16 protein-coding genes and 6 tRNA genes are annotated in these 12,852 nt (G+C 48.2%); 19 read left to right on the top strand and 3 right to left on the bottom strand.

Features of this window, described 5'->3' with window-relative positions; genetic code table 11:
* The first annotated feature begins 53 nt into the window (after window positions 1–53).
* From NtB2_RS01410 to NtB2_RS01375, 8 genes are all read left to right on the top strand, one after another.
* Window positions 54–126 (top strand) — tRNA-Val (locus NtB2_RS01410).
* Window positions 127–160: 34 nt separating this feature from the next.
* Window positions 161–241 (top strand) — tRNA-Tyr (locus NtB2_RS01405).
* A 5-nt stretch (window positions 242–246) separates the two neighbouring features.
* A tRNA-Trp gene (locus NtB2_RS01400) sits at window positions 247–317 on the top strand.
* A 31-nt stretch (window positions 318–348) separates the two neighbouring features.
* A tRNA-His gene (locus NtB2_RS01395) sits at window positions 349–421 on the top strand.
* Between the two features lie 8 nt (window positions 422–429).
* Window positions 430–501: transfer RNA gene (locus NtB2_RS01390), tRNA-Gln, on the top strand.
* A 10-nt stretch (window positions 502–511) separates the two neighbouring features.
* A tRNA-Leu gene (locus NtB2_RS01385) sits at window positions 512–595 on the top strand.
* Between the two features lie 263 nt (window positions 596–858).
* The gene (locus tag NtB2_RS01380; RefSeq protein WP_109245144.1) at window positions 859–1,374 is read left to right on the top strand and encodes a competence protein; all 516 of its coding nucleotides are present in this window, start codon (window positions 859–861) and stop codon (window positions 1,372–1,374) included.
* A 24-nt stretch (window positions 1,375–1,398) separates the two neighbouring features.
* Window positions 1,399–2,172, top strand: coding sequence for a metallophosphoesterase (locus NtB2_RS01375; RefSeq protein WP_109245143.1), 774 nt, complete (start codon window positions 1,399–1,401; stop codon window positions 2,170–2,172).
* Window positions 2,173–2,199: 27 nt separating this feature from the next.
* Here the strand turns inward: NtB2_RS01375 and NtB2_RS01370 are convergent, their stop codons facing one another.
* On the bottom strand, window positions 2,200–2,508 hold the full coding sequence (locus NtB2_RS01370) for a DUF960 domain-containing protein (RefSeq protein WP_109245142.1): 309 nt from the start codon (window positions 2,506–2,508) through the stop codon (window positions 2,200–2,202).
* 15 nt (window positions 2,509–2,523) lie between these two features.
* Window positions 2,524–3,378: a MurR/RpiR family transcriptional regulator gene (locus NtB2_RS01365; protein WP_109245141.1), complete on the bottom strand. Its 855-nt coding sequence runs from the start codon at window positions 3,376–3,378 to the stop codon at window positions 2,524–2,526.
* Window positions 3,379–3,528: 150 nt separating this feature from the next.
* Between NtB2_RS01365 and gnd the strand changes: the two genes are divergently transcribed.
* From gnd to NtB2_RS01350, 3 genes are read left to right on the top strand one after another with little or no spacing between them, the layout of a single operon-like run.
* Complete coding sequence (gnd, locus tag NtB2_RS01360; RefSeq protein ID WP_109245140.1) at window positions 3,529–4,440, top strand: phosphogluconate dehydrogenase (NAD(+)-dependent, decarboxylating); 912 nt, start codon at window positions 3,529–3,531, stop codon at window positions 4,438–4,440.
* Window positions 4,441–5,949: a gluconokinase gene (gene gntK / locus NtB2_RS01355; RefSeq protein WP_109245139.1), complete on the top strand. Its 1,509-nt coding sequence runs from the start codon at window positions 4,441–4,443 to the stop codon at window positions 5,947–5,949. It abuts the gene before it with no gap.
* Between the two features lie 15 nt (window positions 5,950–5,964).
* Window positions 5,965–7,383, top strand: coding sequence for a gluconate:H+ symporter (locus tag NtB2_RS01350; RefSeq protein ID WP_109245138.1), 1,419 nt, complete (start codon window positions 5,965–5,967; stop codon window positions 7,381–7,383).
* A gap of 38 nt (window positions 7,384–7,421) precedes the next feature.
* Here the strand turns inward: NtB2_RS01350 and recX are convergent, their stop codons facing one another.
* A complete protein-coding gene (gene recX, locus NtB2_RS01345) occupies window positions 7,422–8,246 on the bottom strand; it encodes a recombination regulator RecX (RefSeq protein ID WP_109245137.1) in 825 nt (274 codons plus the stop codon).
* Between the two features lie 403 nt (window positions 8,247–8,649).
* Here recX and rpsJ point away from each other — a divergent pair, with 403 nt between their 5' ends.
* The 8 genes from rpsJ (at window position 8,650) to rpsC (ending at window position 12,852) form a co-directional block, all read left to right on the top strand.
* On the top strand, window positions 8,650–8,958 hold the full coding sequence (gene rpsJ / locus NtB2_RS01335; RefSeq protein ID WP_003129973.1) for a 30S ribosomal protein S10: 309 nt from the start codon (window positions 8,650–8,652) through the stop codon (window positions 8,956–8,958).
* Between the two features lie 14 nt (window positions 8,959–8,972).
* Entirely contained in the window at window positions 8,973–9,596 is a 624-nt protein-coding gene (rplC, locus tag NtB2_RS01330; protein WP_109245135.1) for a 50S ribosomal protein L3, read from the top strand.
* 25 nt (window positions 9,597–9,621) lie between these two features.
* Window positions 9,622–10,248, top strand: a complete 627-nt coding sequence (rplD, locus tag NtB2_RS01325; RefSeq protein WP_109245134.1) for a 50S ribosomal protein L4 — start codon at window positions 9,622–9,624, stop codon at window positions 10,246–10,248.
* Complete coding sequence (locus NtB2_RS01320; protein WP_109245133.1) at window positions 10,248–10,544, top strand: 50S ribosomal protein L23; 297 nt, start codon at window positions 10,248–10,250, stop codon at window positions 10,542–10,544. The genes rplD and NtB2_RS01320 overlap by 1 nt, the downstream gene beginning before the upstream one ends.
* A gap of 15 nt (window positions 10,545–10,559) precedes the next feature.
* Window positions 10,560–11,393: a 50S ribosomal protein L2 gene (gene rplB, locus NtB2_RS01315; RefSeq protein WP_109245132.1), complete on the top strand. Its 834-nt coding sequence runs from the start codon at window positions 10,560–10,562 to the stop codon at window positions 11,391–11,393.
* Between the two features lie 151 nt (window positions 11,394–11,544).
* Window positions 11,545–11,823 carry a 30S ribosomal protein S19 gene (gene rpsS / locus NtB2_RS01310; RefSeq protein WP_109245131.1) on the top strand — a complete coding sequence of 93 codons (279 nt, stop codon included), beginning with the start codon at window positions 11,545–11,547 and terminating at the stop codon, window positions 11,821–11,823.
* Window positions 11,824–11,838: 15 nt separating this feature from the next.
* Window positions 11,839–12,186: a 50S ribosomal protein L22 gene (gene rplV, locus NtB2_RS01305; protein WP_109245130.1), complete on the top strand. Its 348-nt coding sequence runs from the start codon at window positions 11,839–11,841 to the stop codon at window positions 12,184–12,186.
* A gap of 12 nt (window positions 12,187–12,198) precedes the next feature.
* Window positions 12,199–12,852: a 30S ribosomal protein S3 gene (gene rpsC, locus NtB2_RS01300; RefSeq protein WP_109245129.1), complete on the top strand. Its 654-nt coding sequence runs from the start codon at window positions 12,199–12,201 to the stop codon at window positions 12,850–12,852.

The following is a 12,852-nucleotide window of genomic DNA, read 5'->3' as shown; positions in this document are numbered from 1 at the left end:
TGGGAATCAGAGATGATTTCCACCAGCTTAGGAGGACAGTTGTTCTTCTTTATGGGAGTTTAGCTCAGCTGGGAGAGCATCTGCCTTACAAGCAGAGGGTCGGGGGTTCGAACCCCTCAACTCCCATTGTATTAGAAATAATACAATTTAATTGAATAACGGAAGGGTAGCGAAGAGGCTAAACGCGGCGGACTGTAAATCCGCTCCTTCGGGTTCGGGGGTTCGAATCCCTCCCCTTCCATTGTAACGGGCATAGTATAAAGGTAGTACAAAGGTCTCCAAAACCTTTGGTGTGGGTTCAATTCCTGCTGCCCGTGTTTGATTGCTCTTGCAATCTTTGTTAATATGGCGGATGTGGTGAAGTGGTTAACACACCGGCTTGTGGCGCCGGCACGCGCGAGTTCGATCCTCGTCATCCGCCTATTTTATTGGGGTATAGCCAAGCGGTAAGGCAAGGGACTTTGACTCCCTCATGCGTTGGTTCGAATCCAGCTACCCCAGTTGCTAATTCGCCCGGATGGCGGAATTGGCAGACGCGCCAGACTCAAAATCTGGTTCTCGCAAGGGAGTGCCGGTTCGACCCCGGCTCCGGGCATCAAACAGGCGTTATGCCGAAGATTCAGTCAAACCGGTTTGATATTCAAGCCGGTTTTTTTATGTTTTCAAAAGAATGAGAAAAAATCGCCGTCAGCTTTCTAGTTCTAAAAGTTCTAGCCCTAGCTTTTCAGTCCAGACAAAAGCTCTGGGCTTTTTATGATTTCAAGAGAATTTCATAGTTAGCATGCTAGGCCAAATTCCTTGTCTGCCAGGCTTTCCTGTTATATAATATTGCTACAAAGTCGGGGAGGAAAATGGAGGATGGAGGAGCACGATTTTTTAGAAGAAGCCAAGTTTGATGAGCTTTTTAGCTGTGTGAAGCCGATCATACTCAAGGCAAGGAATATCTATAATATCAGAGATTGGGACCTGGACGACCACCTGCAGGAGGGGAGGATCATCCTGTCAAATATCCTCGGGAGTCAGGAGTCACTGACTAGAAAAGAACTCTTTATTCATTTTAAGGTCCAGTATCAGCACCTCCTCATCGATCAAATCCGCCGGAACATGGCACAGAAACGCCTTTCTGAGCAGGGCTATCAGCTGGATATTGATGACTTGAAGGAGGTGATCAAGGCTAAGGGACCTTTACCAGATGACCAGCTGGTTTATAAAAGTATTGAGATTGAGTTGGCGAGCGCTCTGTCCCCCGCCTATCTCCGCCTCCTGAAACGACTGAAGGCTGGCCTTCCTATGCACCGAGCAGATAAGTATCGGCTCAAGATGAAAATCCTCTCTATTCTTTATCCAGAATCGGATGAAAGTCAAAAGGACTAGGGATTTTATGATAAAATAAAGGTTATGATTAGACTGTTCCTCGACCTTGTTTTCCTCCTGTTTTTATATGGAGCATTTATTGAGCCCCATCGTAAAAAAGTCCGACATATTAAAATATCAGAAGATAAGGGCTTGAAAATTGCCCATTTTTCTGACTCCCACTTTGCCTGGCATACTTCTTATCGGCGGTTTAGAAAATTTGTAAAGGTCCTGGAGCAGGAAAAGCCCGACCTTATCCTCTTTTCTGGCGACCTCTTTGACAAGGTCAGCTGGGGCGAGCGACATTATCAAGAAGTAGAAGGCCTGCTGACAGGCCTTGAAGCCCCGCTTGGTAAGCTGGCCATTCTCGGCAATCATGACTTTGCGGGGAATGGCCAGGGCTCAAAATTTGTCAGCCAGCTCTTAGAGCGGTCGGGCTTTCAGCTCCTGGTCAATGCGTGTCAGACAATCGACGATCGCCTTTCAATCTCAGGCCTCGATGATCTCAGAGAAGGCCGGCCCGACTTTGATATTCAGCCTGAGCCGGCCGACTTCTCCCTCTTGATGATTCACGAGCCAGACACGGTCCTTTCCCTCAAGCATGCAGGAGACTTCGACCTGATTATCGCAGGCCATTCTCATGGTGGCCAGATCAGAATCGGTAAATTAAGAATGAAGAACAATGGATCAAAGTCCTATGACAGAGGCCTCTACGAGCTTCCAAGAGGAGGTCAGCTTTTCGTTAATTCCGGCCTTGGCCAGACCTTTCTTCCTATTAGAATTGGTGTGCCTCCTGAAATCGTCTTTTATGAGCTCTAAAAAAACTAGCCCGCTATGGACTAGTTTTTAGATTTCTCTTGAGGTCATAATCGTCTCTCGGCCCATATTATCCACCGCATGGAAGCGGTTGGGCCAATTTGGATTGACCTTGATATTGGTGTCGATAACGAGCTTCAGTGGTTTGCCGTCCTGGCTAAAACGGATAGAAAGCCGGCCTGAGCGGTTGAGGAGCTCAAAGTTGAGGACGGGGTCAAGTGGCCAGACCCCTTTCAGATAATTGTCAATGATATACCAGAAGCTGTCGATGACTTCGCCTGGAATGCTGGACACGGTGCCAAAGCTGGCGTAACGTCCGGTGGTTGATGTAAATGCCATAATAAAACCTCGCAATTAGTGCTGGAGCCGGGTGGCCTTGATGACGTCACGGATTTCCTGAAGTGTAGCCTCAGACTTGCGTGAGGTCTTCATGCCGTAAATCATGAAAATCGCGTCCATCAGGCTGATTTGGGAGACTGTAGAAGTGACAGCCTCAGGGCGGAAGCTCACTTCTTCAGAGGTCGTGATAAGGGCGACATCTGCCTCTTTGGCCAGGGCTGAGTTGGCAAAAGAAGTGACGGCGATGACCTTGACGCCTTGTGCTTTTAATATTTTCAACAATCTTAGACTGTCCTTGTTGCGTCCAGTATGGGAAATCAAGAAGGCACAGTCTTGCTCGCCGAGCTTGGCGGCCAACATCTGCTGGAAGTGGAAGTCCTGGTGGTAGACCGTCTTCAGGGGTAGGCGGAGAAATTTGTGGTAGGCGATGAGGGCGACGGCGTTGGAGCTACCGAGGCCAAAGAAGCCACAGGTTTCTGCCTTGAGGAGGATGTCCATAGCATCGGTCAGACAGTCTTCGTCAAGGAGATTAAGTGTTGACTTGAGACTGGCAATCGTATTATTAAAGCTTTTGACAAGAATCTCCTGGAAGCTATCTTCTGGCGACATTTCGCTGAAGAAGTCGCTGGAGCCCCCGTCATTGGGGTTGCTGTGGGCAGCCAGCTTGAGCTCTTGAAAATTCGCATAGCCGATTTTCTTGGCAAAGCGGGAGATGGTGGCCGTTGAGACCTCTGAGCTTTCAGCGATTTCCTGGATGGTCATGGTCGAGACTTCATCGATATGGGCCACGAGATAATCTGAAATCAGCTGGTCAGCCCGGCTGAGATTATCATAGTAAGATTTGATGTGGGAGATAAGTGCACTGGTCATATATCTATTATTATAGCACAGCCTAAGAGACATGGCCTATAAAATCCCCTTAAAAAATGAAATTATTTTGCGTTCAATTCTTTGATAAATGTAAAAAACTTTCGTATAATAAGGCTATAAATGAAAAGGATTTCAGAAAGAGGACGTTAAATGCAATTTGCAATGGTTGGGCTCGGAAAGATGGGCCTTAATTTGGTAAAAAATGCCGTGGATAACGGCTTAGAAGTATCGGTCTTTGACATGAAGGCGGAGGCGGTCGCAGAAGCGAAGGCTTATGGCAATGACAAGGTCACAGCTAATGACAGTCTGGACGCCCTGATTGCGAGCCTGCCGACGCCTCGGATTATTTGGCTGATGCTCCCAGCAGGAGCTCCGACCAATTTAACGGTCGAGCTCATGGCTGAAAAGCTCTCTGCTGGGGACATCTTGATTGATGGCGGAAACTCCAACTACAAGGACAATCTGGCTCAAAATGACTTGCTGAAAAAAGCCGGGATTCACTTCCTGGACGTCGGGACTTCAGGTGGTATGGAAGGGGCCCGTCAAGGCGGGAACTTCATGATTGGTGGTGATGATGAAACTGCCTGGAAGGCGGTTGAGCCGATTTTCCAGGCCATTGCCCAAGAAAATGGCTATCTCTATACCGGTCGCCTCGGCTCTGGACACTATCTCAAGATGATCCACAACGGGATTGAATACGGCATGATGCAGGCCATTGCTGAAGGCTTTGAGATTCTCGAGGCCTCAGAATTTGACTACGACTTTGAAGCCGTAGCCAAGCTCTGGAATCACGGCTCTGTTATCCGTAGCTGGCTGATGGAGCTGGCTGAAGAGCAGTTTGCTGCCGATCCAAAATTGGAACAAATCAAGGGCAAGGTCGACTCATCAGGCGAAGGCAAGTGGACAGTCGAAGAGAGTCTGGACCTGAACGTCCCTGCTCCCGTCATCGCCCTCTCGCTCATGATGCGGAGCCGCTCTCTGCAAGACGATACAATGACCGGCAAGGTGGTCGCCGCCCTGAGAAATGGCTTTGGTGGCCACGCCGTACATAAGGAGAAATAAATGCAGTACTTAATTGGACTGGATCTTGGTACAACAGCGACAAAGGCTGTTTTATTTAAGACAGATGGTGTAATCGTTTCCACGAGCTCCAAGCCCTACAAGCTCTACCGGGATGCGACAGGCATGGCCGAAGAGGAATTTGAAGACATCTTTGATGCGGTCCTGGCCAGTGTCCGTGAGGTCTGTATCAACATCGAAGAAGGCGACGAGCTTCTGGCGGTCAGCTTCTCGGCCCAGATGCATTCTTGGATTGCCTATGATGAAAACTGGGAGGCTCTGACCCGAGTGATTACCTGGGCTGACACCCGGGCGGTTCATTATACGGAAGCTCTCAAAGCCAGCAACAAGGCCTATGACATCTACCGGAAGACCGGCACGCCGACCCATCCCATGGCTCCGCTGTCAAAGAGCCTCTGGTTGAAAAATGAAAAGCCCTATATCTTTAATCGGGCAGCTCATTACCTGGACCTAAAAGGAGCCATCTTCCACCGCCTCTTTGGCGTCAAGAAGATGGACCTCTCGATTGCGACCGGGACCGGCCTCTTCAATATCAAGGAAAAAATCTGGGATCCAGAAACCCTTGAGGTCACTGGCCTTTTGACGGAGCAACTGCCTGAAGTCGTCTCGCCTTATGAAATCGAGCGGGGCATGCAGGAGGAATTTGCCTTTAAGATGGGGATTCCTGCAGATACGCCCTTTGTCTGGGGTGCTGGTGATGGGCCGCTCTCAAACCTGGGTGTTGCGGCGATTCGGCCGGGCGTAGCAGCCATTACCATCGGGACCTCTGGGGCCATCCGGGTCGTGACTGATAAGCCTGAGACTGATGTCAAGGCCAAGACCTTTACCTATGCCCTCGATGAAGACCACTGGGTGGTCGGTGGCCCGGTCAATTCTGGCGGAGACGTTTTCCGCTGGTTGCGGGACCAGGTCTTTGACGGCGAGCTGACCTTTGATGAGATTACAGCTCTGGCTAAAGAAGTCGGTCCGGGTGCAGCAGGCCTGCTCTTCCATCCATATCTGGGAGGCGAGCGGGCTCCCTTATGGGATGCCAATGCCCGGGGTTCATTCTTTGGCCTGAACTACGGCCATACCCGGAGTCACATGGCCCGGAGCCTGCTGGAGGGCGTGATGTTCAACCTCTATATGGTCGCTCTCAGCCTCCGTGAGGTCGCAGGCGACGTCAAGCAGATCCAGGCGACAGGTGGCTTTACCAGCTCGAAACTCTGGACGCAGATCTTGTCCGACATCTTCGAGCAACCGATTACTGTCCCTGACAGTACAGAGGCAGGTTGTCTTGCAGCGACCGTCATGGCCCAAAAGGCCCTTGGCTTGATTGACAGCCTCGAGGCGGTCGAAGGCATGGTGGGTTCTAACCAGACCTTTATGCCAAATGAAGAAAGCTACGAGACCTACCGAGCTCTGATGCCGATTTACCTCCGCCTCTCTAGTCATTTTTCTGAAGAATATGCTGATATTGCTGCCCTGCAACGGAAGCTTTCAAATCAATAATAAAGGAGCAACACAATGACAAGTTTTATTGTTCTCGCCCTAGGTGTCCTCTTTCTCCTCTTGATGATTATCAAGTTTAAGATGAACACCTTCATCGCACTTATTCTTACGGCCGTCCTGGTCGGTCTCGGCCTCGGTATGCCGCTGGGGCAAATTCCAGCTTCTATTGAAAAAGGAATTGGGAGCTCGCTCGGCGAGCTGGCCATCGTCTTTGGTTTTGGGGCCATGCTGGGCCGTCTGATTGCTGACGCTGGTGGTGCCTACCGGATTGCCAAAACCCTGATTAACGCCTTTGGTAAAAAGCGGATGCAATGGGCCATCATGGTGGCCAGCTTCATCATCGGGATTGCCCTCTTCTTTGAAGTTGGGATGGTCCTCCTGATTCCTATCGTCTTCGCTGTCGCCCTTGAGGCTTCTGTGCCCCTGCTTTACCTGGGGGTACCGATGGCGGCAGGTCTTTCCGTGACTCACGGCTTCCTGCCTCCCCATCCAGCACCAATTGCGATTTCTGGAGCCCTGGGTGCCAATCCTGGGACCGTCCTCCTCTTTGGGATTATCGCAGCGATTCCGACTGTTATCGTGGCCGGTCCTATCTTTACCGTCCTGGCCAAGAAATTCGTCCCTGAAGCCTTTGTAGTCAAGAAAAAACTGACCGCCTTTGGGGAAATGAAGGAATGGAAGCTCGAAGAAACACCTGGCTTTGGGATTTCTATCATCACTGCCCTGATGCCGGTTATTTTGATGGCTATCTCAACCATCTATTCCATCATCGCCAATGACGGCAAGCCTTTTGCGGCTGTCGTGAAAAATAGCGTTGACTCAGCTGGTAAGCTGACGACGACCAGCACTTATCCTCACAGCCTTCTTGAGAATGTCATCATGTTCATCGGGAATCCTGTCTCAGCCATGATTCTCTCCCTCCTCTTTGCCCTCGTAACCATGGGCTGGATGCGTCGGAAGCAAAACACTGAGATTGCTGAAACGATTGTTGATTCTGTCAAGTCTATCGCCATGCTCCTCCTGGTCATCGGTGGTGGTGCGGCCTTCAAGCAGGTCTTGATTGACGGTGGGATTTCTGGTCAAATCGCTGATTTGTTCCAGGGCTCATCTCTGTCTCCGTTGATTCTGGCTTGGATTATCACGGTGATCCTCCGGATTGCCCTGGGTTCTGCGACGGTCGCAGCACTTACTGCGGCTGGTCTGGTACAGCCCCTCCTTGCCTCTGCCTCGCCTAACATGGCCGCTCTCATGGTGCTTGCCATCGGTGCAGGCTCTATCGCAGCCAGCCACGTCAACGACGCCGGCTTCTGGATGTTCAAGGAATACTTTGACCTGGATGTCAAGCAGACCCTGAAGACCTGGACCGTGCTTGAGACCATCATTGCCGTTGTCGGCCTTGCGATGGTCCTGATTATGAGCATTTGGATTCATTAATATAGAAAAAAGCTTCCCTCTAAGAAGGAAGCTTTTTCTTATGCGTCAAAATCATAATCCCGTAAGGCCCGAGAGATGTCATCAAAGCTGAAGCCCTTGCGGGCCAAGGCTTGAGTAATCCGCTGTTTGAGCTCATAGCCCTCATAGTTCCGACTAATTCGTCGGGCTACCTTATCCAATTCCCGGTAAAGGAGGTCTGCCTCCTCCTCTTCGTCTGCCTCAAGCTCGAGGCTTTCCAGGGCAATCTTGGCGACACTATAATTAAAACCCTTGCCCATCAGATGTTCGACAATCTTATTTTCAAGTTGCTTGAGCGGATACTTGCTTCCCTTAGAGCGGGCATACTTTTCAGCAAGCTTGTAGGCGACATCAATCTGCTCTTCTTCAGAAAAGCTGTTTTCAAGTGCCTTATCTATAGTAGAAGAAGCAATACCCTTCTGCATGAGTTTCTGCTTAATCTGATAGGGCCCAGAGCTGGCCATGTTGATTTTGCCCTGAATGAAATTCTCAGCAAAATTCTCATCATCTAAGACTTTAATCTCCTGAAGATGATCCAGCACCCGGTCGGCATAGTCGGCCAAAATCTCATGCTCAATCAAGTACTTGCGCACTTCGTGAGCCGTCCTCGCCTTAAAACCCAAATGATAAAGGGCCAAAGCCTTCCCCCGGGCAAACTGGTCAAAGCTCAACCATTCCTCGACCTCATCCTCAGTGAAGCTCCTGTCCACCGACAAGAAAAAGTGGACAATGCTATCCTCAGAGAGATAAATCTTATCTGAAAAATCCCCTTCGACCTCAATGCTATCCGAGAAGGTCACTTTATAAAGTCGCTTCAGCTTTTTAATTTCCGTAATTTTTGGCATGCTTCTATTATATCATGATAAAGACAAGGGACGGGCGTGATTGTTTATCGGACAGTGGAGCAGGCAGGGCTAAAGCCGTCTGGCTGTGGTGTATAAGGCAAATTGGGAGACCGGAGGGCTCACAATTTAGCGATGAGACTGCGAAGCAGGCTGCTCGCGGCCCACCTCAGCTAGACGGCTTTAGCCCTGCGGAAGGGCCAGCCCAGAACAATTCCAAAATAAAAGAAAAAAACTCAGGCCATCCCCTTGACATTGCCCTTGGCCTTTGTTAGAATAGATAGGTGCTGTGAAAAACAGTATGTAGCGATGACGTGAGAGGTTGCGACACACCCGAAGGTATTGCCATACCTTGTGTCGGTTTTCCCACTGAGCTAGCCTATTAAAAAATAGACGAGGAGAAAAAATGGCAACTAAGAAAATTCGCATTCGCTTGAAAGCTTACGAACACCGTATCCTTGATGCAGCTGCTGAAAAGATCGTTGAAACAGCTAAGCGTACAAATGCAGAAGTAAGTGGACCAATTCCACTTCCAACAGACCGTAGCGTCTACACAGTTATTCGTGCAACGCACAAATACAAAGATAGCCGTGAACAGTTTGAAATGCGCACCCACAAACGTTTGATCGACATCATCGAACCAACTCAAAAAACAGTTGATTCATTGATGAAACTTGATCTTCCAAGTGGTGTCAACATCGAAATCAAATTATAAGAAAGGTAATTCTCATGTCAAAAGGAATCTTAGGGAAAAAAGTGGGAATGACTCAAATTTTCACAGAAAACGGTGAATTGATCCCCGTTACTGTGATCGAGGCTACTCCAAACGTAGTGCTTCAAGTTAAGACTGTTGAAAGTGACGGATACGAAGCAGTACAAGTTGGCTTCGATGACAAACGTGAAATTTTGTCTAACAAACCTGCTAAAGGCCATGTTGCTAAAGCAAACACAGCTCCTAAGCGCTTCATTCGTGAATTCAAAGGAATCGAAGGCTTAGAAGTTGGATCAGAAATTAAAGTTGATACTTTCGAAGCTGGAGATGTCGTTGACGTTACCGGAACTTCTAAAGGTAAAGGTTTCCAAGGGCCTATCAAACGCCACGGTCAATCACGTGGTCCGATGGCTCACGGTTCTCGTTACCACCGTCGTCCAGGTTCTATGGGTCCTGTTGCAGCTAACCGTGTACCAAAAGGTAAGAAGCTTGCAGGTCGCATGGGCGGACGTCGCGTTACAATGCAAAATCTGACTATCGCACAAGTATTGCCAGAACAAAACGTTATCCTTGTTAAAGGTAACGTCCCTGGCGCTAAGAAATCTCTGATTATCTTGAAGTCAGCAGTAAAATCTAAATAAGAAGGAAAGGAGATAGAGAAATATAATGGCTAAAGTATCATTATTTAAACAAGACGGCAAATCAGCCGGCGACATCACTTTGAACGATGCAGTCTTTGGTATCGAACCAAACGAATCTGTTGTCTTCGATGTGATCCTGTCACAACGTGCGAGCTTGCGTCAAGGCACACACGCTCACAAGAACCGTTCACTCGTTCGCGGTGGTGGTAAAAAACCATGGCGTCAAAAGGGAACTGGTCGTGCACGTCAAGGTTCAATCCGCTCACCACAATTCCGTGGTGGTGGTACTGTCTTCGGACCTAACCCACGTAGCTACGCTTACAAATTGCCACAAAAAGTGCGTCAATTGGCCCTTAAATCAGTTTACTCAGCTAAGGTTGCTGAAGAAAAATTGGTTGCCGTTGATGAATTGACATTCTCAGCACCAAAAACTGCTGAATTTGCTAAAGTTCTTGAAGCACTTTCAATCGAACGTAAAGTTCTTGTGGTTCTTCCAAACGAAGGTAACGAATTTGCAGAACTCTCTGCACGTAACTTGCCAAACGTTAAAGTGACAACTGCTAACTCAGCAAGCGTCCTTGACATCGTTTCAACTGACAAAGTGCTTGCAACTCAAGCAGCTCTGTCTCAAATCGAGGAGGTACTTGCATAATGTCATCACTCTACGATATTGTTAAAAAGCCTATCATCACGGAAGCTTCTATGGCTGCCATGGATGAAAAGAAGTACACTTTCGAAGTCGACTCACGTGCTCACAAATTGCTCATCAAGCAAGCTGTAGAAGCTGTCTTCGACGTTAAAGTTGCTTCTGTTAACACCACTACTGTTAAGCCTAAGGCAAAACGTGTTGGTCGTTACACTGGTTTCAAACCAGGTTACAAAAAAGCTATCGTTACGCTGACTGCCGATTCTAAAAACATCGACATCTTCGGCGAAGACGCAGAATAATAAAGGAGGAAAATCGTGGGAATTCGAGTTTACAAACCTACCACTAACGGTCGTCGTAACATGACCGGTAGCGACTTTGCAGAAATTACTACAAGTACTCCTGAAAAGAGCTTGCTTGTATCAATGAACAGCAAAGCCGGCCGTAACAACCTCGGCCGCATCACAGTACGTCACCAAGGTGGCGGACACAAGAAAAAATACCGTCTGGTTGACTTCAAACGTACAACTGACAACGTACCAGCTCGCGTAGCTACTATCGAGTACGATCCAAACCGTTCAGCAAACATCGCTTTGCTCGTATACGAAAACGGTGTGAAATCATACATCTTGGCTGCTAAGGGTATGGAAGTTGGCATGACAGTTGTATCTGGTCCAGAATCAGATATCAAGGTCGGAAATGCTTTGCCACTTGCAAACATCCCAGTCGGTACTTTGATCCACAACATCGAGTTGAAGCCAGGTCACGGCGGACAATTGGTCCGTTCAGCTGGTGCTTCAGCCCAAGTCCTTGGTTTTGAAGGTAAATACACACTCATCCGTCTCCAATCAGGTGAAGTGCGTATGATCCTCTCAACTTGCCGTGCAACCGTTGGTGAAGTCGGAAATGAACAACACTCATTGATCAACTACGGTAAGGCTGGACGTACACGTTGGCGTGGTATCCGTCCAACAGTTCGTGGTTCTGTAATGAACCCTAACGATCACCCACACGGTGGTGGTGAAGGTAAACAACCTGTTGGTCGCAAGTCACCTATGACACCTTGGGGTAAACCAGCCCTTGGTCTCAAGACACGCAACAAGAACGCCAAATCAAGCAAACTTATCGTTCGTCGTATCAACGACAAGTAATATTTATTGGAACACACTCTTTGGAGTGTGCCCGATAGAGTTCACAAAGTCTTGTCGATTCTATCGAGCACATTCTAAGAACTGTGCGAAAATCCGCCAGCCTGACCTTAGCAGTCAGTGTGGTAAATCAATTTAAAGGAGAAACTCATTCATGAGTCGTAGTCTTAAAAAAGGACCTTTCGCTGATGAGCATTTGATGAAAAAAGTCGAAGCGCAAAATGCAGCCGAAAAGAAACAAGTGATCAAGACTTGGTCACGCCGTTCTACAATCTACCCTAGCTTTGTAGGACTTACAATTGCTGTTTACGATGGTCGCAAACACGTCCCAGTTTATGTTCAAGAAGATATGGTTGGACACAAGCTTGGTGAATTTGCACCAACTCGTACTTACCGTGGTCACGCCGCTGACGACAAGAAAACTAGACGTTAATAGAAGGAGAAAACAATGGCAGAAATTACTTCAGCTAAAGCAACTGCAAGAACAGTGCGCGTCTCTCCTCGTAAGACTCGTCTTGTCTTGGACTTGATCCGTGGAAAGCACGTTGCAGACGCAATCGCAATCTTGAAATTTACACCGACTAAAGGTGCGAGCGAAGTTGAGAAAGTTTTGAACTCAGCTATCGCTAACGCAGAAAACAACTTTGGTCTTGAAAAAGCTAACCTGGTCGTCAGCGAAACATTCGCTAACGAAGGACCAACGATGAAACGTTTCCGTCCACGTGCCAAAGGTTCAGCTTCACCAATCAACAAACGCACTACACACATCACCGTTGTAGTCGCAGAGAAAGAATAAGGAGGTAAAAACGTGGGTCAAAAAGTACATCCATTAGGAATGCGTGTTGGCGTTATTCGTGATTGGGATGCCAAATGGTATGCCGAAAAAGAATATGCGGATTACCTTCACGAAGATTTAGCAATTCGTAAAGTCATCGCTGAAAAGCTTGCTGATGCTTCAGTTTCACTCATCGAAACTGAACGTGCAGTGAACAAGGTTATCGTAACTTTGCACACAGCAAAACCTGGTATGGTTATCGGTAAGAGCGGAGCGAATGTTGATGCACTCCGTGCAGAACTCAACAAATTGACTGGCAAACAAGTGCACATCAACATCGTGGAAATCAAACGTCCTGATCTTGATGCTCACCTTGTAGGTGCTGGTATTGCACAACAATTGGAAGCGCGTATCGCCTTCCGTCGTGCACAAAAACAAGCTATCCAACGTACAATGCGTGCTGGAGCTAAAGGTATCAAGACTCAGGTATCAGGTCGTTTGAACGGTGCGGATATCGCCCGTGCAGAAGGCTACTCAGAAGGTACTGTTCCACTTCACACATTGCGTGCAGATATCGACTATGCTTGGGAAGAAGCAGACACAACTTACGGTAAACTCGGCGTTAAAGTTTGGATCTACCGTGGTGAAGTCCTTCCTACTAAAAAAGCAGCGAAAGGAGATAAATAA

The sequence above is a fragment of the Lactococcus termiticola genome, assembly GCF_003116835.1.
Lineage (GTDB): Bacteria > Bacillota > Bacilli > Lactobacillales > Streptococcaceae > Lactococcus > Lactococcus termiticola.
The sequence above is the reverse complement of the archived record's forward strand: the minus strand, read 5'-3'. Positions and strand labels throughout refer to the sequence as shown.